Raw genomic sequence first — 24591 nt, 5'->3', positions numbered from 1 at the left:
GAAATGTGATGGGGATGTGCAATGAAATCGCTCAGTCTGTATTGTTTTGGGTTGATATAGCGGTTCTCGACCCAGTGAAGTACAATTTTGAACAAAAAGAGAGAGGCTTTGAATTGTTTCCCCTTCCGGCTTCTATTAGGGTGTTAGGGGGTTAGGTCTATTTGCATACCTATACCTCACCGGATTAAAAATGGCTATATTGCTTGTTGAACATCACGATCGCTCCCCTGTAAATGAGAACACCCGCCGCAACTTAACTTGACTGAGCTTTTTCCGCCACGATTCCATATAAATATAGAACACGGGTGTTAAATACAAGGTCAATATTTGAGAAAACACTAGTCCGCCCACAACTGCAATCCCTAGAGGACGGCGAGATTCGGAACCAGCCCCAAATCCGATCGCAATCGGCAAGGTTCCCATTAATGCTGCCATTGTCGTCATCATAATCGGACGGAAGCGCACCAAACAGGCTTGATAAATCGCCTCAGACGGTTTTTTCCCTTCTTCTCGCTGGGCAACAATAGCAAAATCCACCATCATAATCCCGTTTTTCTTGACGATGCCCACTAAGAGAATTATGCCGATGAAGGAGTAAACATTGAGTTCGACATGGAATATTATCAGCGTTAACAATGCCCCAAAACCTGCTGACGGCAAACCAGAAAGAATCGTAATCGGGTGAATGAAATCTTCATAGAGGACACCCAAAATCAGATAAATTACGAGGATAGCGATCGCTAACAATAAACCCAAACTCGGCAGTGAACTTTGAAATACCTGGCTTGCACCCTGAAAGCTGGTGCTAATGCTCTTAGGAATTACCTGATTAATCACTTTTTCAATCTCTTCGTTGGCATTTCCCAAGGCCACGCCGGGAGCGAGGTTAAAGGAAATAGTCGCGGCGTTCATCCGACCGTTATGATTAACCATTAATGGGCTGACTCCCTGAGATAGTTTGGCGAATGTCTTCAGAGGTACTGCCACTCCTGTGCTGGAGTTAATGTATAATGCCAACAAAGCATTGATATCTTGCTGAAACTGGGGTGCTAATTCCAAAATCACCTGATACTCATTAGTCGCTGCATAGATAGTTGATACTTGATAAGAACCGTAGGCACTTCTCAGGGTATTTTCGATTTGCTCGACGGTGATCCCATAAGTTGAAGCTTTATCGCGGTCAATGTCAATTTGAATCTGGGAAGCAAACTGTAAATCGCTGTTGACATCCTGGAGTTCTGTCATCTCCTTCATGTTGGTAACAAGCTGAGGAACATATTCCTGTAAGGGTTTGACATCAGAACTCTGGAGTGCCACCTGATAAAGTCCTGTGCTTTGTTGAGCGCCAATAGGTATCGCTGGCGGATTTTGCAAGAATACTTGAATACCTGGAACAGTGGCGAGTTTGGTTCGCAAATTTTGCACAATTTCGTCAGCCCCAAGTTGACGTTGCGATCGCGGTTTTAACCGAATAAACAAACTCCCAGAATTGGCTGCAACTGCCGCCCCACCGCCACTAGCACTAGCTCCCGCCCCAATATTAGAGTTGACTGCATCTACATTTGGATCTTGGCGAATCAGGTTAGCAACTGTCTGCTGATGCTGGACAAGATTATCGAAGGATGCATCTTCTGCTGCTTGGGTAATACCTGTAATTTGTCCGGTATCTTCGCTAGGAATAAAGCCTTTGGGAACTACCATCAACAGCCCAACTGTCACCGCAAAGAGAAACACAGATAAAATCATCGTGGTGCGATGATATTTTAAGACTTTTTTGAGACTCCAATCGTACAAACCGAGGAAGCGATCGAATACATATTCCGAAGCTTGGTATAACCGACTTTGATTAGCATGATTTACAGGACGCAGAAAACGGCTGCACAACATGGGAGTCAGAGTCAAAGACACAAAACCAGAGACGAGAATTGCCACTGCGATCGTTACAGCAAATTCATGAAATAATCGTCCCAGCACTTCACTCATGAACAACATAGGGATGAAGACTGCAACTAAGGAAAGTGTCATCGATAAGATGGTAAAACCAATTTCTCTCGACCCATTCAACGCCGCTTCTAGGGGACGTTCCCCCATTTCGATATGACGGACGATATTTTCTAACATGACGATCGCATCATCCACGACGAAGCCCACTGAAAGGGTCAACGCCATCAGTGATAGGTTATCTAGTGAGTAGTGCAGCAAATACATCACTGCAAAGGTTCCAATCAGCGAAACGGGTAACGCCAAGCTGGGAATCACCGTCGCTGAGAGATTTCGCAAAAAGATGAAAATCACTAATATCACTAGAGCGATCGTCAAAATCAACGTAAATCTGACATCATCTACTGAATCTCGAATTGATTGAGAGGCATCATAGAGAATCCCAATTTCCACGGATGCCGGAATCTGGTCGCGCAAATTCGGGAGTAATTTCTTAATCGTGTCTACGACTTCTACCGTATTGGTTCCAGGTTGTCTTTGAATGGTGAGAATAATAGCGCGGGTATTGTTGTACCAACTTGCTACCTTGTCATTTTCTACACTGTCAACAATCCTACCCAGTTGATTGAGATAGATGGGCATTCCATCTTTATAAGACACAATCAATTGACGATAAGCAGCCGCATCCTCAAGTTGACCGTTAGTTTGAACTGTAAAATTCTTGTGATTTCCTGAAAGACTGCCAGTAGGCAAATTCACGTTACCTTGTTGAATCGCCGTCGCCACCTGATCTAGCCCAATTTGCCGCGTAGCCAATTGTTGCGGATCGAGTTGAATTCGAGCCGCATACTTTTGCGAACCGTAGACAGCTACCTGTGCCACCCCATTGATTGTAGATAGCTTTTGCGCCAGATAAGTCTCGGCATAATTATCTACTTGGGAAAGCGGCAGTGTGGGAGAATCCAGATAAAGGTAGAGAATCGGTTGGTCTGCGGGGTTAACTTTACTGTAGGTAGGAGGATTAGGTAAATCCGTCGCAATTTGCCCCGATGCCCCCGATATCGCTGCTTGCACATCCTGCGCCGCGTCATCAATGTTGCGACTCAAGTTAAATTGCAGGGTAATTTGAGTCTGCCCCAGAGTGCTAGTTGAGTTGAGCGAATCGAGTCCCGCAATACTGGAAAACTGCTTTTCTAAAGGACGGGCAACCGATGCTGCCATCGTTTCGGGGCTGGCTCCCGGTCGAGAAGCACTTACCTGAATTGTGGGATAATCCACACTTGGTAAATCGCTGATGGGCAGCAACCGATAACTCATGAAACCGAAGATCAAAATCGCCGTCATCACCAAAGTCGTCATGATCGGGCGACGGATAAATGGTTCCGAAAGGTTCATGATTCACCTCCGCCAGACTTAGGAGATTCTCCCCCCTGCTGCCTGCTCCCTGCCCCCCTTCCTCTTCTTGGGGAATTTCCACCTGTATTTGAGTCATTGCCGGCTGTTTTGATGCGGATTTTGCTACCCGAAACGAGATTCGCTTGACCATCGGTGACAATTTTATCGCCTGGTTGCGGCCCTTTCTGAATCACATCTAATCCATCAATGGTGCTGCTAACTGTAACTGGCACATTTTCCACCGTCATATCTGGCTTAACTACAAATACAAACTGCCCATCGGGGCCATTCTGCACAGCTTGGGAGGGAACAACTGTTGCATTAGGTTCTTCCGTCAGCGTTAGGGTGGCGTTGACAAATTGACCGGGAAACAAATGTCCCTGAGTATTATCAAAGTCGCCAATTAGTTGAATTGTCCCCGTAGTGTTATCGACTGTGTTATTGACAAATGTCAAATTCCCTGGTATTGAACGAGATGGATTATCCGGGAACGTCACATCTACCTTCAGCTTGCCATTCTGCATATACTTTTGTACCTGCGGTAGATTTGTTTCAGGAATGGAAAAAGCAACTTGAATCGGGCGAATTTGGGTGATATTTACCAATGGAGTCGTGCTGTTAGCTTGCACCACATTCCCCTGAGTCACCAGAATATTGCCAGCTAGACCATCAATCGGCGCATAAATTTTGGAGTAAGATAATTGCACTTTGGTATTGTCTAATGCTCCTTGGTCGGAAGTGACAACGGCTTGAGCATTAGCGATCGCAGCCTGATCCCCTTTGACAACTGCACCAGCATTAGTCAGCGCCACGCGATCGCTTTTCAAAACTGCTTCAGCATTAGCGATCGCTTCTCGATCTGCCTGAAGTGTTGCTGTAGCCGATTTGCTATTGGAAACGTATTGCTGTGCTTGATCTAAACTAATCGCGCCTTTCTTATATAACGAAGTATAGCGATCGCTCTGTCCCTGAGCAAATTCTGCTTGTGCTTGATCCTTGGCTAAATTCGCCTGGGCTTGTCGCACTAAGGCTTGGTCTTTGACTAAAGTGGCTCTAGCTTGGTCTACCTGACCCAAATCTCTAGTTAATCCATCTCTTGCTTGTTGTACCGAGGCTTGGTCTTTTGCTACAGTACCTTGAGCTTGCTGGATTGCGGCAGCTTGCGATCGGTCATCTAGGGTAAATAAAAGTTGTCCCTTTTTCACCTCTTGACCTTTCTTGAAATAAACTCCAATAATCCGTCCGCTAGCTTGGGGTGTAATCGCAACCGTAGACCCAGATTGGACATTACCGATCGCCTGCAATTGCACCGGAACCGTTTTTTGTGTCACCATTGCCACGGTTACAGGTGCTATTTGCTGTTTATTACGCCCAGATTTTCCAGTTTTATCTGTCTTGGCTGCACCCGCATGGATACCCAAAATAACTAGCCCACCCAGCAATATCACCCCTAAAATTACCCAAGTAATCTTTTTCTTTTTTGGCGATCGCGGTAGCTTCGGTTCCACACTATTTTCAGTCAAATTCTCGTTACTATTTTCAGTTAAACTCTCGTTAGAAATTTCATGGTTCATCAGAACCTCCAGTGGATTGTAGTTTGATTACCCCGCCTATGAGGTAATGGAATATTCTGAATTCTATTTTATGAAAAAAGTAAAGGTTCCGAATGTCCCTGGTGGGCAAAAAAATTCTTGTATCGCAAGCTAGGTCTAAACCCCAGCCTCTAGCGGGTGGGTTATTTACTTATTTTCTATTCCCTTTCATATTACTTACTTAGCTGCCGATTTAGAAGGCTGAGAGCTTGTTTCTCTATCTGCCTAACTCGTTCTCGACTAATACCCATACGTTGAGCAATCTGTTCTAGAGAAAGTCCATTTCCGTCTATCAATCCAAAGTGTAAAGTTAATATTTCTTGTTGCTGCTGAGGCAGATTTGACAATAAGCTTTCGATATCTTGACTAATGTATTCTCCAGTGGTATAAGCATTATCAGAATATCTGCAATCTTCTATTAAATCTTGTAATTGTATATCTCTATCCGATCCAACTCGAATATCGAGAGAGATAGTTTGGCGAGACAAAATTAGAAACTCTCGAATCTGACTAGGCTTTAAAGAAAGTGCATTAGCAATTTCTGTAGTAGTGGGAATGCGACCTAGCTTTTGAGATAATTCTCGCTGAACACGCTTAATTTTATTTAACTTTTCATTGATGTGAATGGGTAATCTAATCGCGCGTCCTTGCTGCGCGATCGCTCTGGTAATTCCTTGACGAATCCACCAGTAAACGTAGGTTGAAAATCTGTATCCTAAAGCCGGATTAAATTTTTCAACCCCTCTTTCCAAACCCAAAGTACCTTCTTGAATTAAGTCCATAAGCTCTAAGTTGCGTCTCTGATATTGCTTGGCAATTGACACCACAAGCCGGAGATTAGACGCGATCATTTTCTGCTTGGCTTTTTTCCCTTGATTTAGCTGCTGGAGTAGTTCTTGTTCACTTAACTGCATCTGGTCAGCCCATTCTGCCAGTGTGGGTGTACGCTCTAATTCAACAGTAAGTTTTTCTGATTCAGCAAGTATTTTTATCATCTGCTGAACTTGTTTGGCAAAAGAAATTTCTTGTTCGTGGGTTAATAGAGGTATCCGACCAATTTCTTTAAGATAACTACGTACTGTATCAGTTGTAGATTGAGATGCTTTATCTGTGTTACTAAATTTGGTGTGTGTGAATGTTAAGTTACTCATGGTGAATTGGCTTCTGCCTATTAATTAGGGTACTTTTTATTTGGAAAAAAGCGCAAATAGTGACTCGAAGAGCCATAGAGGCTTTTATAAAAAAACCAGGTGTCAAGTACTAACTCTAAAAGAGCAATCAATACCCAAATTGCTAAAGAAACAATTACAGGTAAGCTGAGATCGGGAAACTTCCTTTGCAAATCGATAATGCCAAATAACAGCAAAAAAAGGAGTGAAACTCCCAGGAGAAAAGACAACTTTACAATCGCCAGAATGAAACGGCTCATCTCTAAAATGCGATTATAAAGCCGAGAAAATCTCTCCAGTATTTCTTCCATGTTATTGATGACAAGGGAAATTTGTTGTTGGTGTAAATGGGTAGATAAGGAAAATTCTTGCTGCACCCGCACCAATTCATGTTCATTCTTGAAATTATCTAAAAGCTCGTCCCAAGGTAATACTTGAGAGGTCGTTGACCAAATTGGAAAATCCTTTAAATGCAAGGGAACTAAATAGTTAATCAGGGCTATCAAAGTTTCATCAAAATTACTAAGTTCGGGAGGAAGAGACTGAGTTAGACGAATGAGTTGGTCAATCTGAAGCTGAAGTGTATAATAGTCTTCATATCTCCTTTGAGCAATCAACTGACTAGTAAAGGTGAGGAAAACAATTAACACTCCCAATAAAGCGGCTAGGGATTGGGATACAGCAGAAAAAAATTCAATCGCTACCTGTTTCGGTACTGTCAGCCAGGGGGCATTTTCCCGCATAGAAAAAACTAGAGTGGCAAAAAATACAACCCCAATGATTGCTAGCTGATGGTGGGTAACAGTAGTTATGATTGTCCGCACTAAAGGAGTGTTACTGAGTTTAACCAGAATTTGCAGACCTGGGACTGGTTCACAAATTTGAAGTCGTTGGGCTTTGCGGGTTGACATGATCGAAAGATACGATTCCTGACTTGTTCACGACAGTGTTTATTAAGGAAGGCAGGAGGGAGAGGCAGGGCGCAGGAGGCAGGGCGCAGGAGGCAGGGCGCAGGGGAGGAAAGACAGTTATTATTAAGCAATTTCTCTCCCCCTGCTCGCCTTAACAGATAACTTTGTTAACCGAACCGTATTGTTCTGCCTCCTTCATTTCCCACTCTGTAAACTCACATGAGCGGCCTCAGACTGAATCAATTTGCTCAGGTCAGCAACGGCGCTAGCATACTGAGGATCGGCTAATGTCCCCAAGGTTTGCTTTTGTAGTAATGCTTTCTGTTGTGCCTCGGTTAATTCCACAGTAATATCTGGTTCAATGCCGATATGATTGATATCTCGACCTTTTGGTGTGTAGTATTTAGCGATCGTTAGTTTCAGCCCCGAACCATCCTCTAGTGGCTCAACGGCTTGAACTAAACCTTTTCCGAAGGTGCGAGTCCCGATTAATCTGGCGCGATGATCGTCTTGCAACGCTCCTGACAGAATTTCGCTGGCGCTAGCAGATCCCTTATTGACCAGTATCACTAAAGGTTTGTTGGTGAGAGGATGTCCTGAAGCATTGTAGCTATCTTTAACTTGGTCTCGATTTACCAAAGATACGATCGCTCCTTGCTTCAACCACATACTGGCAATTTGCAAACTTGCATCCAGCAGTCCACCTGGATCGGAACGCAGATCCAAAACGTAGCCCTGCACCTGTTGTTGTTCTAATGCTTCAATTGCTCGATGCATCTCTGCGGCAGCAGTTTCCGTAAACTCTGGTAAACGAATGTAACCAATTTTACCTGCTGGTGTTGTTTGCGTGTTGTAAGTTACAGGATAGATGGCAATATTTGCACGGGTAAGGTTGAAAGTTTGCGATTGGCTACCCCGTTGAATTGTGAGTACTACCTTAGTTCCCACCGGGCCGAGAATTCGCTTCACGGCATCCTCAATTTTCATCCCCTGAGTTATTTGACCATTAATCTGGACAATTACATCGTCCGGTAAAATACCTGCTTTAAAAGCAGGCGTTCCAGCAATGGGGGCGACAACGGTTAAGGCTTTGGTTTTTTCATTTTGTGCCAGTTCCAGCCCTACACCACTGAGGTTGCCAGAAAGGTCGTTATTTAGAGCTTTAAATTCCTGGGGGTCGAAAAACTCGGTATAGCGATCGCCTAATTTTGCCACCATTTCTTGAATCGCCCCATAAGCCTGCTGATTAGAACTATAGGAACGGCCAAGATACTGCTGTCGAATTGCTTTCCAATCTTGATGGTTAAAGCTGACATCAACATAATTTTTATCTAGGATTTGCCACACTTCATCTACGAGCTTTTGAGGGCTAGGTTCGGCTTTACCGAAAGCTTTAGAAGTGTAGAGACTAGTTCCTAAAAGCATTATTGCCATAACAGCTAGCTCTATCTTGACGAGAAACTTTTGTTTAAACATACTTTAAATCTAGAAGAATACAGAATTAAGAATACAGAATTAAGAATGCAATCAATGAAGGGTTGAATATCCTCAGTCGCAGATGATAATAACTTTAATTCTGAATTCGGTTTTACTCAAACTATTAGGAATTATCTTGAGATTTACCTTTGCGGTGCGAATAGGCAGTCTTAAAAATATCCTGAATTTTAGTCTTTTGATCGGCCGTTAGATTTAGGCTCAACACTGCTTTACGCATTTTTTCACCTTGTTGTAATTTCCCTGACAATTCCTTTACCTGATCTGGGGTCAGAACTGCTTCGATTTGTTTGCGAATTTCCTCACGCTTTTGAGCGCGTTCTGGCGTATTCGATGCCGGAGAGTTTGTTGTAGAAGTATCAGATACCTTTGTGCCATCATCCCCTTGGGACACATCTGGAGACTTAGAATTGCTGCAACCTGTCATTCCCCCAATGAGGATAGTCGCAAGTAGCATGGTTGGTAAAATTATCTGTTTTTTAATCATTTACTTCTCTTGTTTTGATTGTGTGTAATCCCATTGTTATGAGTAAATTTCAGCTTATAACTGTTTAGAAGATGTATGAAAACTTGCTGATTTACTCATACCAGCTAATCTTAAAAGCTGTGATGGGTTTGCACATGAGCTAGAATTCCTAACCTGACCAGTAAAAAAGTACTCAAGTGATTGTGACTTTTTTCCTAATTTAGAAATAATTAATCAGTCGGAACGGCTCTACCAATACCAGAGATAGATTCGTTATTTATATAGAGGAGTAATAGGTACTGGGGACTGGGAAAAAAATTATGAGTAAGAGTTGATTGAGGTCTGAATTTCCATTCAAATTTTCCCAATTCCCAGTTCCTAGTCGCCAATACCCAGTCCCCAGTTCAATATTTCCCTCTAAAATTGTGAAAATACCTATGGTTTTATCACAAAGGCCATTAAGTTGGAATAATTCTATGGTTAGCTTGACCTACCCATCGTTTCGTTTATTGCTTTACCTAGAGTGGCTGTTATTGGCTACGGCAGCGTTCATGGAAATTCTGTTGCCGTTTGAGTTGTCTTGGTCGTTGCTGCTACGAGTTATAGCGATCGCCACTTTTAGCTTGATGGGCTTGAGACTACCAATGGTGAAGCTGGAAACAAAATTACTTTATACAGCCCTGGAATTAGTTTTAATTTGGCTGCCAGCGACTCAACATAGCTTATCTCCTCGCTCAGTTTTGCTGCTGTGTCTAGTACTGGTAATGCGGAGTTGTCTGATATTTAAGCGATCGGGACAGTTGGTTGTCTTAGGTTTATCTCTGCTTTCTCATGGAACGCTGCTTTTGTTAAGACCCATTGTACCTGAGAATTTTATGCGAGATAAGCTGATCGCTATGTCTTGGGATTGGCGATTAAGTAATATATTATTGTTTAGTTTAACGTTAGTATTCGCTTTATTGTTAATAAATGCCCTGCTTGCAGAGCGTCAAAGTCGAGAGCAGTTAGAAATTGCCCATCAGCAATTAGAGATTATCAATCAACAACTGTGCCAGTATGCACTAAGAATTGAAGATCAGGCAACCTTGCAAGAACGCAACCGCATTGCCCGCGAAATTCATGATGGGTTAGGACATACTCTGGCTGCCCAAACTATTCAAATAAATAATACTCTGTTGTTCTGGCAATCAAATAATGATAAAGCATTGACATTTCTCAAACAGGCGAAAGAATTGGGGGCTGAGGCGCTGCTAGAAATTCGGCGATCGCTTTCTGTTTTACGTTCAAATCCTTTGCAAGGGCAATCTCTCAAATCAGCCATTGAAAAGCTGCTGACAGATTTTCAGCAAACCACAGGTATTGAACCTTCCTGTAAATTTGATCTACCGCACACTTTGCCAACAGAAGTAAACACGGCTTTATTCCGCATTGTGCAAGAATCGCTGACAAATATTTGCAAACACGCCGAGGCGACGAGTGTCACTGTTAAACTTCTGGTTCACGCTGGAATGATTCATCTGTCAATCGAAGATAATGGAAAAGGTTTTAACCCCACTCAAAATACAACCGGGTTTGGATTACAAGGGATGCGAGAACGGACGGTTGCATTGGGCGGCCAGTTGAATCTTCACAGTCAACTAGGAACAGGTTGCTGTATTTCTGTTTCTTTGCCACTCTCAAAGCTGTTGGTGTTTTAGCTTATGATTCGGATTTTATTAGTTGACGATCAGCATCTTATTCGCCAGGGACTTAAGAGTATGCTTGAGTCGAATGCAGAGATGCAGGTAATTGGTGAGGCAGAAAATGGGCAACGGGCACTCGAACAAATTGCCGCGCTGCAACCCGATATTGTGCTAATGGATATCCGAATGCCTGTAATGGATGGAGTTGCCGCCACAAAAGCGATCGCTCAACAATATCCCAACGTTAAGGTTCTCGTTCTCACCACCTTCGATGATGATGAGTATGTTTTTCAGGCGATGCGGTTGGGTGCAAAGGGCTATTTGCTCAAGGACACCGAACCAGATGAATTAATGTTGGCAATTAGATCCGTCTACAAGGGACAAACTCTACTGGGCCCAGGATTATTTGAGAAAGCACTCACACCGATGGCCGCCCCTGTCTCGTCTGTGCAACCCCCTCCAGAATTGGCGCAACTCACACCTAGAGAATTAGATGTATTACGGTTAATTGCTAGTGGAGCCAATAACCGTGAAATTGCTGAATCGCTGTTTCTTTCAGAAAATACTGTTAAGAATTATGTTACCAATATTCTGAGCCGATTGAGTTTACGCGATCGCACTCAGGCCGCTTTGTTTGCCCATTCGTTGTTTGGTGGACTTAAATAAATAATTAAGAATCAGAAAATCGCCGGGAATCCCACCCCTGCAAGAGGTGTCCGGGATAGCTGGCAGTGTATGCTGGGATAAAGAGCGATCGCATAATTTGACTAACTTTCTATAATTAGCTGATAGTACTTTTATACGTAAGCTGGGGACTAGGGAAGAAGCAAGGAGCAAGGGAGAAAAGTTTCCCCCTCTGCCCCCTGTTCCGCGCCCCTGTGCCTCTTTTCAATGCCCAATGCCCAATGCCTAATAGAGGAATATTTAATGTGTCTAGCCAGAAATTATCTTTGTTACCGAAACTAATCATCATTACATTGATTACTGGTGCTAGTAGTTTGGGTATCAGTTTGCTTTTAACTAGCAGCGGATTTGAGCATTTATTGGGAATTGTAAAGCCAAAAAGCGAGAGTGCTAAAGCAAGTCAGAACAAGCTGATCAGTGCATCGGCACAACAGAATATCAGTCCAGCTACAGACCAGATGAATGAAATTCCCAAGCCTTTTCAGGGAACAATCGTTTATCAAGGGAAACTAAAAGCAAATGAGAAAGTCATCGCTTTAACCTTTGATGATGGCCCAGGCCCCAAAAATACGGCACAGATTTTAGAAATTTTGAAGAAAAATAATATCAAAGCCACATTCTTCATGATTGGGGAAATGGTGAAATATTTTCCTCAAGTTGCCAAGCAAGTGGCTGCTGATGGTCACATAATTGGTAATCATACATGGCATCATTGGTATCGCCGTATGGACGTAGCTACTGCGGCTAATGAAATTGATCGTACAGCAGAGATCATCTACAAAACTACTGGAGAGAAAACTACTCTATTTCGTCCCCCTGGCGGGTTTCTGAATAATGGATTAGTCGAATATGCCGAAAATGAGAAGTACGCTGTCATGATGTGGTCAGAAGAATCGGGAGATGCCGAACGTCGTTCGCCTCAAGTGCCAATGCTAATCAAAAATGTGCTGAAATATGCAAAACCAGGTGCAATTGTACTGATGCACGATGGCGGTGGCAACCGTTCTAAATCTGTCAAGGCTTTGCCAGAAATGATCGCAGGTTTAAAGGCCCAAGGTTATAGATTTGTGACGATTCCTCAATTACTGGAAATGCAAGCCCAAGAAAAACATTTGGCGGAAGTAGCTTCACCTATGGTTACAAAGGATGAACATCCAAACAATTAGCTTAATCATCAGTGATAATCTAAGGGGAGCTACACATGTAATGGCAACACTAGGTAAATTAACCGAAAAATATGGGGTGTTAAACCTGGGCGTTGAGGAATGTCCTTTGCGATTCTTTATCATGGATGCTTGACTTCTACCAACAACTAGCAAAAACCTTAAAAAACAGTGCTGTAGTTTTAGCCACTGTCACCAGCACCAAAGGTTCCACACCCAGAGAAGTAGGCGCGAAAATGTTTATTGACGCCGATGGTAAAACCTTTGGAACAATTGGCGGTGGTGCTGGAGAAGCAAGAGTTTATCAGCAAGCTTTACAAGTACTACAAACAGGTAAAAAACAATTTGTAGAAATTGATTTATCTGGTGCGCCGCAACGAGAAACTCAAGGCGTTTGTGGTGGCACAATGCAGGTATTGTTAGAGCTATGGTCAGGTAGTGAAAACTTAAATTTAGTTCATCAAATTATAGATAGTTTAACTTCTGGGCGTTCTGGAACCATGCTCACGCCCTTTAATACAGATGAAAAACCCTATTTAATATTAGAAACACAAGTAATTCCATCTTTACACACTACTGCATTAATTGAACCTTTGCTACCACCACCAACACTTTTGATTATTGGTGCAGGACATATTGCTGTTTCTCTAGCGCAGGTTGGAAAAATAGCAGGTTTTCAAGTTATTGTACAAGATGATCGCTCAGACTTTGCCACAAAAGAAAGATTTCCTGAAGCCTCGCTGCTAGCACAACCTATTACTTCAATTCAAGAAATATTAAATAAAAATACTAATTTATATGTCGCTTTAGTTACTAGAGGTTATTTGCAAGATTTAGAAGCTTTACGCCTGTTATGCAAATATGAAACAAAATATATGGGCATGGTTGGCAGTAATAAACGGGTAAGCACTGTGTACAATATATTGCAAAATGAAGGTTACAATCCAGAGTTTTTTCATCAAATATATGCACCAATTGGTTTAGATATTGGCGCTTTAACACCAGAAGAAATTGCAGTTAGTATCTGTGCTGAGTTAATCAAAGTTCGCCGTAGTGGTACATCGCCTTGAACTTGACTTGTTGAGATGATAATTTTTTGATTACTAACTTCCCAAAAATTATCACCTATGGAGAACTGGTATCAATATTTGGTATACTAAATCAATCCGCTAAAAAGCTGAAAATCCTGTTGGGAGAAAGAGTTAATAATGCGGATGTTAATTAATTTTTTTATGATTGATCATAAACTCAACTCCAAAGTGCGATCGCAATGACTGATAAAGAACTCAAGCATCTAATTGAGAGTAACGCTAAAACAGTCCAAGCTATCTTAGATGAAATGGCGGAAGCACGTCAGGAACGCCAAGAACTCCGAGAAGGAATGCTCCAAATTCAGAATGCAGTAGCACAATTAGCGAACATCCAAGAGAGAATCACCAATTTACTAATTTCTCTTGATGGCGATCGCCCCACAATTCTCAAAAAACTCTCAGCACTGGAAACTAAGCTGGATCGGTTATTGCAGCAAAACCCAACGGATGATTTAGGTTAAATACTTAATATTAATCCCTAGATGCACTGAAACAACATTTATTTTCCTTAAACAGTCGATAATGTAAATAAATGTAAAAAATCCTCAGGCAGGATAGAAGCATCTATGCGTGTAATTTTAATGACCGGTAAAGGCGGCGTGGGCAAAACTTCCGTCGCTGCTGCAACTGGACTCCGTTGTGCGGAACTAGGCTATCAGACATTGGTTTTAAGTACCGATCCCGCCCACTCCCTGGCAGATAGTTTTGATATGGAACTGGGACATGCACCCCAAAAAATTCGCCCAAATCTCTGGGGTGCTGAACTAGATGCGCTGCAAGAACTGGAGGGAAACTGGGGTGCTGTGAAACGTTATATTACCCAAGTTTTACAGGCAAGGGGGTTAGACGGCGTACAGGCGGAAGAATTGGCGATTTTACCAGGGATGGATGAGATTTTTGGCTTGGTAAGGATGAAGCGCCATTACGATGAAGGTGAGTTTGATGTCTTAATTATCGACTCAGCCCCCACCGGCACAGCACTACGCTTGCTGAGTTTACCTGAAGTCGGTGGCTGGTATATGCGGCGTTTTTACAAGCCATTTCAAAACATCTCGGTAGCGCTTAGACCCCTGGTTGAACCTTTTTTTAGACCAATTGCTGGTTTTTCGCTACCCGATAAAGAAGTGATGGATGCACCTTATGAATTTTATGAACAAATTGAAGCTCTGGAAAAAGTATTAACAGATAATACTCAAACTTCAGTGCGTCTAGTAACTAATCCCGAAAAGATGGTGATTAAAGAATCTCTCCGTGCCCATGCTTATCTGAGTTTGTATAATGTTGCAACAGATTTAGTAGTAGCGAATCGGATTATTCCAAGCGAAGTCCAAGACCCATTTTTCCAACGTTGGAAGGAAAGTCAGGAGCAATATCGCCGAGAAATTCATGATGATTTTCACCCTCTGCCTGTAAAAGAAGTTCCCCTATTTTCTGAGGAAATGTGTGGATTGGCTTCCTTAGAACGCCTGAAAGAAACTCTTTATAAAGATGAAGATCCTACTCAGGTTTATTACAAAGAAACAACTCTTAAAGTAGTGCAAGAGGAAAACCAATACAGCTTAGAAATTTACTTACCTGGTATCCCTAAAGACCAAGTTCAACTCAGTAAAACCGGAGACGAATTAAACATTACTATTGGCAACCATCGTCGTAACTTAGTTTTGCCACAAGCCTTAGCAGCACTGCAACCAGCCGGAGCAAAGATGGAAGATGACTATCTAAAAATCCGCTTTGCTGACAACACAAGAGTTTAATTTTGTTGAACATTAGTCTGTCAACAAAAAGTTAAAACTAAAAAGCAAGAATTTTCTCTTATAGCTAGTGCAGACGCAACTTTTTTAGCGTCTGTTTTTATGATTTTTTGGTGAAATTTGATAAAAGGCAAAAAAATATTTTTATTAATGATTTGACCGTAGTTTTACTGAAGACAAATTGATGAAAAAAAATTCAGAATGTCTTTAGATTTAATTATGTCAGTTTTTAAATTATTAATTTATTTTGCTATAAACAATGACCTCCAATTCTGAACAAGATTTTCCGTTATATCACGATGAAGAAAGTTTTCTACGCCGCATTACAAACCGTATCCGACGCAGCTTAGAGTTAGAAGAAATTATCACAGTCACAACGGCAGAAGTGCGATCGCTATTAAAAACCGATCGAGTGATGATTTACAAATTTCATCCCGATGGTAGTGGTCAAGTGATTGCTGAATCAATTAATAAAAATTGTTTGCCGTCGCTATTGGGACTAAATTTTCCCTCCGATGACATTCCATCCGATGCCCGTGAACTATTTCTCAAATCACGGGTACGTTCGGTTGTCAATGTTGATACTCAAGAGATTGGTCAAATTCATCTGCATGACTTGGATAATGGAGAAACTATCTCAGAGGAGATCCGTTACCGCCCTGTAGACCCCTGCCATATTGAATATTTGACGGCAATGGGGGTAAAGTCTTCTGTAGTAGCACCTATTCTCTATCAAGATCGACTTTGGGGGCTGCTAGTGTCTCACAATTCTGAAGCGCGTTCAATTTCAGAATATGAGCTAGAAGCAATACAAATGGTAGTCGAGCAGCTGTCAATAGCGATCGCTCAAAGTACCCTTCACACTCAAGTTCGCCAAACAGCCGAACGAGAAGCGATCGTTAACCGCATTGCTACCCTACTACATTCACTGCCGACGATTGTCTTACAGCCAGCCCTAGAAGCGGCTGTTGCTGCTTTTGATGGCGTTGGTGGCAGGCTTTGTATTAGAAATGAAGCTTTTGATTTGCACAATGGCAACGTCACCAGCTTAACAGAATGCTTAATACCAGGAAATACTTGTATCAAGCTTTATATCTGTGGGCAGCAACCTGTAATGCCACAAACTATATATCCACTAATCGAGCAGTATAGTGTCTGGCAAGAACACTACAAGTCTAGTAGATACGATGTTTGGGCAATTTCAGATATATATAAAATTTCTGAGTTGCGAACTTTGCAAGCTGCTTTTCAACCAACTAAAATTCGCAGCATATTGATGATCCCACTCCAGTATCGCCAGCAGTTGCTAGGCTATTTAAGTATTTTCCGCAACGAAATAGATACAGAAACTTTATGGGCGGGGCAGTATGACAGCGATAAAAGGCAGCTTTATCCCCGTTTATCGTTTGAGGTTTGGCGCGAATCTAAAAAAGCACAAGCTCAAAAATGGACGGTTGAAGAGATTGAACTGGCTAGAAACTTTGGTAAACACTTTGCTTCAGCAATTCAGCAGTATGAATTATATCAACAAGTGCAAACCTTTAATGAAAATTTAGAAAAACAAGTTAAAAGACGCACAGTTGAGTTAAAACGGACAGCTGAACAAGAACAGGCTGTGTTTAAAGTTATTGCCGAGATTCGAGAATCTTTGGACACAAATACTATTTTTCAGACGACAACTAAAGAAGTTTGTCAATTAATTAAAGCCGATCGCGTTTCTGTTTATCGTTTCGATGCTAATTGGGGTGGTGAATTTGTCGGGGATTTCGAGGCTGCTAGCCCATACTGGTCGAATGAGTCGGAACTAGGTATTAACACAATTTGGAATGATACCTACTTACAAGAGACACAGGGAGGACGTTACCGCCACAATGAAACATTTGCAGTCGATGACATTTACAAGATGGGGTTTGCTCAGTGTCATATCGATAATCTAGAACAGTTTCAAATTCACGCTTTTGTGCTTGCGCCGATTTTTGTGGGGCAAAAACTTTGGGGTTTGCTGGCAACTTATCAACACACTGGCCCCCGACAATGGAAAACTTCTGAAGTTAACTTCCTCAGTCAGATTGCGGCTCAAATGGGCGTAGCACTCCAGCAAGCTGATTTACTCACTCAGACACGACAACAGACATTAGATTTGCAACAAGCAGCAGAACAGCAACGAGTATTGTTTGAAGTTGTGGCGAAAGTTAGAGAATCTTTAGATTTAGATGCGATTTTTCAAGCAACCACCCAAGAAATCTGTAAATCACTAGAAGCAGATCGAGTTGCCGTCTACCGCTTCCAGGCTGATTGGAGTGGTGAATATATCGCCGAGTTTGTAGGTGATAACTGGTTAAAGTTAGTAGACAATCATAGCAAGACGGTTTGGCAAGATAGCTATTTACAAGAAACGCAAGGTGGGCGATATCGTCACAATGAAACCTTTACAGTCGATGATATCTATGAAGCTGGCCACTCTCAATGTCACATTGCAGTTCTAGAACAAATTCAAGCTAGGGCTTATGCGATCGCACCCATATTTATTGGGCAACAGCTATGGGGTTTACTAGCAGCTTACCAGAATTCTGCACCCCGCCATTGGGAAGCCTCAGAAATTAAGTTTATTACTCAAATTGCTAATCAGCTTGGGGTTGCACTCCAACAAGCCCAATTACATAATCAAACCAAAGAACAGACAGAAAGACTGGCTCAAGCTTTGCATGATTTACAGCAAACTCAAACCCAACTGATCCAAACTGAGAAAATGTCCTCATTAGGTCAACTGGTAGCTGGTATTGCTCACGAAATTAACAACCCTGTAAACTTTATTTATGGGAACATTAATCATGTCAACGATTACGCCCAAGATTTACTTGGTATATTAGACCTCTATTTGCAAAATGCTCCCAACCCTAACCCAGAGATTCGCGATCGCGCGCTCGAAATCGACTTAGAATTTCTCATGGAGGATTTGCCCAAAACTCTATCTTCCATGAGAGTTGGGGTCGATCGCATCCGGCAGATTGTCTTGGGTTTACGGAATTTTTCTCGCCTTGACGAGGCAGAAAAAAAGCCGGTTGATATTCATGAGGGTATTGATAGCACCTTGCTAATTTTGCAGCATCGCTTGAAAGCAAAACCAGAAAGTCAGGCGATTAAATTAGTCAAAGAATACGGCAACCTTCCTTTAGTAGAGTGCTATGCCGGGCCATTAAATCAAGTATTTATGAATGTTTTAAGCAATGCGATAGATGCTTTAGAAGATTATGGGGAATCTCAATCAACAATTCATAGCAGTCAAATTACTATCCATACTGCTCTTGGAGAACTTGAAGGCAATATCAAGAGTGTAGTAATTCGCGTAAGAGACAATGGCCCAGGAATACCGGAGCCTCTGAAGGCTAGGATTTGCGATCCCTTTTTCACAACAAAGCCAGTAGGAAAAGGCACTGGTTTAGGGTTATCAATTAGTTATCAGATTGTCGTAGATAAACACGGTGGTGTGTTGAAATGTGATTCTCAGCCGGGGTTAGGTACAGAATTCTGGATTGAAATTCCCATTAGACAAATCAACTAATCATAGAAACAAAAAATCAACTTGCATAGTGCAGCTTATCCCTGGTTTTAAAATGAAGAATGCAAAGTTATGTAATAATTTTGATTTTCTGCAAAATTTGAGTTTTGGGGTGAAAGCATAGTAAATTGATTGATAAGTGATAGATAGCTAGTAACCTGATTTATACTTGGCTAGGGTTTAACGCTTAGGAGCATACGTAATTATGAATTCGATAAATCCCTCTGAAAACGTCATCAGTTGTTTGCAGACTATCTTGGATACCACTGCTACGGGAAATTACGACCTTTTCCTTACAGTAGGTGATTCAGACTACAAAGCAGATATTACCAAAGAAATTTTTGACCAAGTTAGCTCCCCGCTAATTCCACGTATGTCTGAGGGTTATACAACTACTTACTTCGGTCATCTCAAACAAGGAGGAACTCAGACCTATTTGTGGAAGCTGAGTTTTGCTGATGATGGACATGAATTTATAGTACGTATGGGGATGAAGGGGGACAAAGTTAATCTGATATGGATTACTTAATATAGATGCATATCTGCTGTGAAAACAAAAATACGCTGTAGGTAGCACAGATATGCTACCTACAGCGTATTTTTAACTTCTAAGTTGCACCGGCATAGCTAAATAAGTCATTTTCAAACCACCTAATGGTGTAAAAATCACTGGCGTTAGGCTTTGATTTAAATGCATTTGAATTTCGGAAGATGGTAACTCTTTCAAACCTTCCATCAAATATTTAATGTTAAAGGCAATGTCAATATTTTCACCAGAAATCTGTGCCGGCATTGACTCTCGACCACTGCCTACATCTTGAGCTTCACATGATAAGGTAATTTCTTGGGCTTCGCTATCAATACTCAGTTTGACAATATTATTTTTCTGATCGGCTAGCACCGCAATCCGTTCTAAAGTGCTGACAAATTGTCGCCGTTCAATTGTCACTTGTCGCTCAAATTGGCGGGGGATTAGTTGTCTATAAGCAGGATATTGCCCTTCTAATGTGCGACTAGTCAAGCGTTGATTTTGCCATGCAAACACAACTTGACCTTGATCGAAATATAAAGCTACAGGTTCATCTGATGAGGCGCTATGAGCTAGCATTCGTTGGAGTTCGCGTAATGCTCTAGCTGGTACTGTTACTTCTAGTTGAGTCGTTCCACCCAAAGGGCGCTCGTTGCTAGTTTCTACAACTGCGAGGCGATGTCCGTCGGTAGCTGCAAATTCTAAAGTATCTTGTTTAACTGTTAAATGCACACCAGTGAGTACTTGCTTGGTTTCATCAGCACTGGTAGCAAATAATGAACCTCGTAATCCCTCAATTAATGCAGTAGTGGTGAGATGGATTACCTCTGTATTTTCAATTACAGGTAGTTCGGGAAATTCTTCTGGCCCCATTGCTCGGACTTGGTAATGTCCACTTTTGGGCGTGAGTGTAACAATTAAGCCTTCTCCACCGGATGTTGCGCCTGTAAGGGCTGATTCATCATCGAGAGTGATTTCGCCTTCTGGAAGACGAGAGGTGATGTCTACAAGTAATTTAGCAGGAAGTGCGATCGCGCCACTTTGCCATACCTCAGCATTAAAGCTGGTGCGGATTCCCAAGCTGAGATCGAAGGCTGTTAAGCTTACTTGGTTAGTTTGGGCATCCGCTTGTAGCAGCACATTGGCAAGTACAGGATGAGTCGGTCGTGAAGGTACTGCACGACTAACGAGTGAGAGGTTTGTACTGAGATCGCTTTGGGAGCAAACTAATTTCATAAGTCAGATTCAGCTGGTGAAAGATATCGTAACACCCTTATTGTTCATAGACATATTACATGTTTAAAAACGATAGACATCTTGCCTATCTCAGGATATTTTTTATTTGGAAGTCCCTGATCGTAAATTATTCTCGGAAATTAAATGCGATCGCAACGATAACACCACAGGCATCGGATGTAATATCGTTTAACCGTAGTTACACCAAACTGAGCCGACTTTGATCGCAACAATCAGATAGAAAGTAGTTTTTCAATAGACTTAATCTAGTGTTATGGCGTTTTTTGAGGCAGGAGATAGAAACTCTTTTGTACCTCAGTTACTTGCAAACTGCTGTATCAAGTTTAGTACGTAGCGATCGCCAGATGATTTACCAGAAATGGCAGCAGAGGCATCAATGCAATTACAACAGACACAACTTTTAGAGAAAACCCTCTGGGAAGCAGTTCTCAATCGAGATCCCAGTTTTGCAGGTAAGCTGTTCTATGGTGTTCGCTCTACAGGCATTTATTGTCGGTCTATTTGCCCTAGTCGCCGACCAAATCGCAATCAAGTTTGTTTCTTTCAATCAGCACAAGAGGCTGAAATTGCAGGTTTTCGACCTTGTAAGCGCTGTCAACCACAATCTGAAACAGTTCCAAGCACAGCCAAAGTCTTAGCAGTATGTCGATATATTGAAGCACAAGGCGATCGCATCCCAACCCTTTCGGAACTATGTTCTCAAGTGGGAATGAGTACTAGTTACTTACAAAGGAGATTCAAGCAAATAATTGGTGTATCGCCTTTTCAATATGCAGATGCGCTGCGTAGCCAACGATTGAAACAGCGTCTTCAGTCAGGGGAAGAAATTGCTCACGCCGTTTACGACACAGGGTATGGTTCAAGTAGTCAACTCTATGAGAAAGCACCTAAACAACTGGGAATGACACCAAAGACTTACCAACAAGCTGGAAAGACAATTAGTATTGTCTATGCGATCGCTCCGTGTCCACTAGGATATTTGCTTGTGGCAACAACAGAAAAGGGTATCTGTGCCGTTAAACTAGGTGATGAAGCAGACAAGCTTGAACATATCTTGAATCAGGAATTTCATCAAGCGCACATCATCCATGATGACCACACACACAAAGAATGGATACAAGCAATCCTCGACTTTATTGCAGGAAGTGAGGTACATCTCGATTTACCACTTGATGTCCGTGGTACAGCATTTCAGAAACAGGTTTGGCAAGCATTACAAAAAATTCCTTATGGTGAAACGCGTACATACACTGATATCGCCTGTGATATTGCCAAACCCCAAGCAGTCCGTGCGGTGGGAAATGCTTGTGGGGCTAATCCGATAGCGTTGATTGTACCGTGTCACCGTGTACTGCGGAGTGATGGCAGTCTTGGTGGTTATCACTGGGGAATAGAACGCAAACAAATACTGCTCACACAAGAATCAACCTCCAAGGGGAATTAAAAATTAAAAATTAAAAATTAAAAATTAAAAATGACAATTCTCTTGAAGAGTAAGTCAGAATTCAGGGGCAAAGACTCCGAAAGCTCCGGTGAGAATAGTCATACATAATTCATTCTAAATTCTGACTCCTGAATTCTGACTCCTGAATTCTGTTTGATAAATCAATTAACTTGCTCTGTATCCTAATTTTTTTTAGGTTGAAATTTCTCAAAGATGACATTAGAAGAAACAGCCGCACAAACACCTGAACTAGAATCATTGACTGAAGAAAGTCTGACCCGTGGTCTAATGGTGCTTGCCAATCTTGACAGTGATTTGGCTTGGATTTTAGAGACACTGGGGCCTCCACCAATATGGTCAAGAGAACCGGGTTTTGCAACGCTTCTGTGCATAATTCTGGAACAGCAAGTTTCCTTAGCAGCAGCAAAGGCCGTATTTACCCGACTCTGTAGGGTTGTTGTAACTCTGACCCCAGAAAACTTTCTGACATTGGATGATCCTCAATTAAAAGGGATTGGATTTAGTCGGCAAAAGATTCTATACTGTCGTGGGTTGGCGAATGCGGTTGCAACTGGTCAACTTGACCTAACCAAGCTGGAAAGAATGGATGAAACTACTATTAGAACTGAGTTAAAGCGCCTCAAAGGCATAGGAGACTGGACAGTCGATATTTATTTACTGATGGCGCTGCAACGTCCTGATGTCTTTCCCAAAGGTGATTTAGCGATCGCGATCGCTTTACAGCGACTCAAAAAATTGGCGACGCGTCCAACACCAGCACAACTAGAAGCAATGACACAGCACTGGCAACCGTGGCGAGCGGTTGCGGCAAGACTTCTATGGCACTACTATCTGAGTAATGCCAATTCTGCCTATAGCGGTTCTCGTTTACGTTAGGTACACACGTAGGGGCAATTCATAAATTGCCCCTACACCTTGCGATATAACGTTGTACCCCATCTGAATGAGAAAGTCTATTTATTAGCGATAGTCATACTCATGTCTTAAGCGCCATTCACGTTTTTCATGTTGTCTATGTTCCCATTCACGGCGCTCACGTTGTTCACGCTCTCTACGTAACCAAGCCAGCCTCGCTTGTTCTCGTTCGCGCCACTCATGTCGGTGATTGTTTCCTAGAATAACTTCTACTTGAGCAGATGCACGGTCTGCTAAAACACTCGAAGTTAGCAAAACACCTAACAAACAAGATGAGAGAATTCTTTTCATGTTCATAAAGACATACCTTTGATTGAACCAGAAATCTATAGCTTTAGACTTCTTCCTTTTACAAAAGGTTCAATTAGGGCAGACCAATTCTTAATTGCTCATTGTGTGGCGTCGATCTGATTTGAACCTTTTTCCCATTCATCCGGTCTAATAAATACAAGCAACGAAACGGATAGAGGAGAACGCCTCAGGTGTTAGTTGTGCCAGCCAAGGTTTCAAAAGCAAATCAATTGATTGGTGAATTAGAAAGCGAATCTGACAGTTATCTAGTACAGCAATGCCTACGAGGTGATACCCAAAGCTATGGTCAGCTTTACCGTCGCCATCAGCAAAGAGTCAGGTCAATCCTCTATAAACTCTGTACTCCTGCCAGCCTCGACGATGTGGTGCAGGAAGTGTTTCTGCAAGCCTGGAAAGGATTGCCCAAGTTTCGCCAAACAGCAAAATTTTCTACCTGGCTGTACCGAATCGCTTGGAACGTCGCTTATGACCAGCGACAAGTAGATGTTCAAAGGCGAACTCAATTACAGATTCTCAGTCAAAAAACTCCTACCCAACAGGAAGCACCAGAGTTAATGAATCTGCATTATCAAGACCTTGTGCAACGAGGACTTGCAAACCTAAGTTTTGACCATCGCACGATATTGGTTTTGCATGATTTGGAAGAAGTACCTCAAAAAGAGGTAGCACAAATCCTGGACATTCCCCTGGGAACAGTCAAGTCACGCCTATTTCATGCTCGTGCTGCGATGCGTCAATTTCTCCAAAACCAAGGGGTGCAGCTATGACCGAAAACGACTTATGATACAAGCCTCTAAATTTATTTATGGGGATCAATAATGCAAGAATTTTGAATTTTGAATTCGGAGCGAAGCAACGTGACTCAGTTACCCAATGATGATCCTGACCTAGTTAATTTTCTCTGCCAACATCGCCCAGATGTTCCGCCAGCCTCGCCTGATTTAGAACAACAAATTTTACAACAGGTGAAAGCTTACACTCAGCCACCCTTACGCCACTATTCAAGACCGAGGTTAGTTCTACCTACTCTTGCAGCTGGATTAGTCGCTGCGATCGTTGGCTACCGTGCCTTCATCCCGACTCAACCAAATCCGGCTGAAATTGCCACATTGGAAGGTTTTATTGAAAGCAATTGGCAAGGTACAGTCAGTAATGAACATCTAGAAAGTGATGTATGGCATTTTACAGACTTAGATACTGAATAGGAGATCGCTT

General features: G+C 42.2%; 20 protein-coding genes. 12 read left to right on the top strand and 8 right to left on the bottom strand.

Annotated elements, in window-relative coordinates; genetic code table 11:
- Positions 1–213 precede the first annotated feature (213 nt).
- From HWQ39_RS05015 to HWQ39_RS04990, 6 genes are all read right to left on the bottom strand, one after another.
- Entirely contained in the window at positions 214–3336 is a 3123-nt protein-coding gene (locus HWQ39_RS05015; RefSeq protein ID WP_292842233.1) for an efflux RND transporter permease subunit, read from the bottom strand.
- Positions 3333–4910 carry an efflux RND transporter periplasmic adaptor subunit gene (locus tag HWQ39_RS05010; protein WP_292842230.1) on the bottom strand — a complete coding sequence of 526 codons (1578 nt, stop codon included), beginning with the start codon at positions 4908–4910 and terminating at the stop codon, positions 3333–3335. The genes HWQ39_RS05015 and HWQ39_RS05010 overlap by 4 nt, the downstream gene beginning before the upstream one ends.
- A 191-nt stretch (positions 4911–5101) precedes the next feature.
- Complete coding sequence (locus HWQ39_RS05005) at positions 5102–6079, bottom strand: RNA polymerase sigma factor, RpoD/SigA family (protein WP_292842228.1); 978 nt, start codon at positions 6077–6079, stop codon at positions 5102–5104.
- A gap of 20 nt (positions 6080–6099) precedes the next feature.
- Positions 6100–7008, bottom strand: a complete 909-nt coding sequence (locus HWQ39_RS05000) for a hypothetical protein (protein WP_292842226.1) — start codon at positions 7006–7008, stop codon at positions 6100–6102.
- 195 nt (positions 7009–7203) lie between these two features.
- On the bottom strand, positions 7204–8484 hold the full coding sequence (locus HWQ39_RS04995; RefSeq protein WP_292842224.1) for a S41 family peptidase: 1281 nt from the start codon (positions 8482–8484) through the stop codon (positions 7204–7206).
- 124 nt (positions 8485–8608) lie between these two features.
- The gene (locus tag HWQ39_RS04990) at positions 8609–8989 is read right to left on the bottom strand and encodes a hypothetical protein (protein ID WP_292842222.1); all 381 of its coding nucleotides are present in this window, start codon (positions 8987–8989) and stop codon (positions 8609–8611) included.
- Positions 8990–9444: 455 nt separating this feature from the next.
- On the opposite strand from HWQ39_RS04990, the gene HWQ39_RS04985 reads away from it, so the two are divergent.
- The 8 genes from HWQ39_RS04985 to HWQ39_RS04950 all read left to right on the top strand — a co-directional run bounded on the left by HWQ39_RS04985 (position 9445) and on the right by HWQ39_RS04950 (position 19427).
- A complete protein-coding gene (locus HWQ39_RS04985; protein WP_292842220.1) occupies positions 9445–10665 on the top strand; it encodes a sensor histidine kinase in 1221 nt (406 codons plus the stop codon).
- Between the two features lie 3 nt (positions 10666–10668).
- Positions 10669–11316 carry a response regulator transcription factor gene (locus HWQ39_RS04980; protein WP_292842218.1) on the top strand — a complete coding sequence of 216 codons (648 nt, stop codon included), beginning with the start codon at positions 10669–10671 and terminating at the stop codon, positions 11314–11316.
- A gap of 263 nt (positions 11317–11579) precedes the next feature.
- Positions 11580–12500, top strand: coding sequence for a polysaccharide deacetylase family protein (locus HWQ39_RS04975; RefSeq protein ID WP_292842216.1), 921 nt, complete (start codon positions 11580–11582; stop codon positions 12498–12500).
- Between the two features lie 125 nt (positions 12501–12625).
- Complete coding sequence (locus HWQ39_RS04970; RefSeq protein ID WP_292842214.1) at positions 12626–13567, top strand: XdhC family protein; 942 nt, start codon at positions 12626–12628, stop codon at positions 13565–13567.
- Between the two features lie 200 nt (positions 13568–13767).
- Entirely contained in the window at positions 13768–14049 is a 282-nt protein-coding gene (locus tag HWQ39_RS04965; protein ID WP_292842212.1) for a hypothetical protein, read from the top strand.
- 105 nt (positions 14050–14154) lie between these two features.
- Entirely contained in the window at positions 14155–15342 is a 1188-nt protein-coding gene (locus tag HWQ39_RS04960; protein ID WP_292842210.1) for a TRC40/GET3/ArsA family transport-energizing ATPase, read from the top strand.
- 256 nt (positions 15343–15598) lie between these two features.
- Positions 15599–18901, top strand: coding sequence for a GAF domain-containing protein (locus tag HWQ39_RS04955; protein WP_292842208.1), 3303 nt, complete (start codon positions 15599–15601; stop codon positions 18899–18901).
- Between the two features lie 202 nt (positions 18902–19103).
- Positions 19104–19427 carry a hypothetical protein gene (locus tag HWQ39_RS04950; RefSeq protein WP_292842206.1) on the top strand — a complete coding sequence of 108 codons (324 nt, stop codon included), beginning with the start codon at positions 19104–19106 and terminating at the stop codon, positions 19425–19427.
- Positions 19428–19499: 72 nt separating this feature from the next.
- On the opposite strand, the gene dnaN is transcribed toward HWQ39_RS04950, so the two are convergent.
- Positions 19500–20663, bottom strand: coding sequence for a DNA polymerase III subunit beta (dnaN, locus tag HWQ39_RS04945; RefSeq protein ID WP_292842204.1), 1164 nt, complete (start codon positions 20661–20663; stop codon positions 19500–19502).
- A gap of 397 nt (positions 20664–21060) precedes the next feature.
- Here dnaN and ada point away from each other — a divergent pair, with 397 nt between their 5' ends.
- Positions 21061–22128 (top strand): bifunctional DNA-binding transcriptional regulator/O6-methylguanine-DNA methyltransferase Ada, encoded by a 1068-nt coding sequence (ada, locus tag HWQ39_RS04940; RefSeq protein ID WP_292842202.1) that lies wholly within the window; start codon positions 21061–21063, stop codon positions 22126–22128.
- Between the two features lie 213 nt (positions 22129–22341).
- Positions 22342–23025, top strand: a complete 684-nt coding sequence (locus HWQ39_RS04935) for a DNA-3-methyladenine glycosylase 2 family protein (protein WP_292842200.1) — start codon at positions 22342–22344, stop codon at positions 23023–23025.
- Between the two features lie 84 nt (positions 23026–23109).
- On the opposite strand, the gene HWQ39_RS04930 is transcribed toward HWQ39_RS04935, so the two are convergent.
- Entirely contained in the window at positions 23110–23361 is a 252-nt protein-coding gene (locus HWQ39_RS04930) for a hypothetical protein (protein WP_292842198.1), read from the bottom strand.
- Between the two features lie 185 nt (positions 23362–23546).
- Between HWQ39_RS04930 and HWQ39_RS04925 the strand changes: the two genes are divergently transcribed.
- A complete protein-coding gene (locus HWQ39_RS04925) occupies positions 23547–24143 on the top strand; it encodes a sigma-70 family RNA polymerase sigma factor (RefSeq protein WP_292842196.1) in 597 nt (198 codons plus the stop codon).
- A 90-nt stretch (positions 24144–24233) separates the two neighbouring features.
- On the top strand, positions 24234–24581 hold the full coding sequence (locus HWQ39_RS04920) for a hypothetical protein (RefSeq protein WP_292842194.1): 348 nt from the start codon (positions 24234–24236) through the stop codon (positions 24579–24581).
- The last annotated feature ends 10 nt before the right edge of the window (positions 24582–24591 follow it).

The organism is Nostoc sp. NMS8 (genome assembly GCF_017115045.1).
Lineage (GTDB): Bacteria > Cyanobacteriota > Cyanobacteriia > Cyanobacteriales > Nostocaceae > Nostoc.
The sequence above is the reverse complement of the archived record's forward strand: the minus strand, read 5'-3'. Positions and strand labels throughout refer to the sequence as shown.

Bases quoted from the DNA above. Each gene is read 5' to 3' on its own strand.
- HWQ39_RS05015 (WP_292842233.1), bottom strand. From the start codon at position 3,336: ATGAACCTTTCGGAACCATTTATCCGTCGCCCGATCATGACGACTTTG.
- HWQ39_RS05010 (WP_292842230.1), bottom strand. From the start codon at position 4,910: ATGAACCATGAAATTTCTAACGAGAGTTTAACTGAAAATAGTAACGAG.
- HWQ39_RS05005 (WP_292842228.1), bottom strand. From the start codon at position 6,079: ATGAGTAACTTAACATTCACACACACCAAATTTAGTAACACAGATAAA.
- HWQ39_RS05000 (WP_292842226.1), bottom strand. From the start codon at position 7,008: ATGTCAACCCGCAAAGCCCAACGACTTCAAATTTGTGAACCAGTCCCA.
- HWQ39_RS04995 (WP_292842224.1), bottom strand. From the start codon at position 8,484: ATGTTTAAACAAAAGTTTCTCGTCAAGATAGAGCTAGCTGTTATGGCA.
- HWQ39_RS04990 (WP_292842222.1), bottom strand. From the start codon at position 8,989: ATGATTAAAAAACAGATAATTTTACCAACCATGCTACTTGCGACTATC.
- HWQ39_RS04985 (WP_292842220.1), top strand. From the start codon at position 9,445: ATGGTTAGCTTGACCTACCCATCGTTTCGTTTATTGCTTTACCTAGAG.
- HWQ39_RS04980 (WP_292842218.1), top strand. From the start codon at position 10,669: ATGATTCGGATTTTATTAGTTGACGATCAGCATCTTATTCGCCAGGGA.
- HWQ39_RS04970 (WP_292842214.1), top strand. From the start codon at position 12,626: ATGCTTGACTTCTACCAACAACTAGCAAAAACCTTAAAAAACAGTGCT.
- HWQ39_RS04965 (WP_292842212.1), top strand. From the start codon at position 13,768: ATGACTGATAAAGAACTCAAGCATCTAATTGAGAGTAACGCTAAAACA.
- HWQ39_RS04960 (WP_292842210.1), top strand. From the start codon at position 14,155: ATGCGTGTAATTTTAATGACCGGTAAAGGCGGCGTGGGCAAAACTTCC.
- HWQ39_RS04955 (WP_292842208.1), top strand. From the start codon at position 15,599: ATGACCTCCAATTCTGAACAAGATTTTCCGTTATATCACGATGAAGAA.
- HWQ39_RS04950 (WP_292842206.1), top strand. From the start codon at position 19,104: ATGAATTCGATAAATCCCTCTGAAAACGTCATCAGTTGTTTGCAGACT.
- dnaN (WP_292842204.1), bottom strand. From the start codon at position 20,663: ATGAAATTAGTTTGCTCCCAAAGCGATCTCAGTACAAACCTCTCACTC.
- ada (WP_292842202.1), top strand. From the start codon at position 21,061: ATGCAATTACAACAGACACAACTTTTAGAGAAAACCCTCTGGGAAGCA.
- HWQ39_RS04935 (WP_292842200.1), top strand. From the start codon at position 22,342: ATGACATTAGAAGAAACAGCCGCACAAACACCTGAACTAGAATCATTG.
- HWQ39_RS04930 (WP_292842198.1), bottom strand. From the start codon at position 23,361: ATGAACATGAAAAGAATTCTCTCATCTTGTTTGTTAGGTGTTTTGCTA.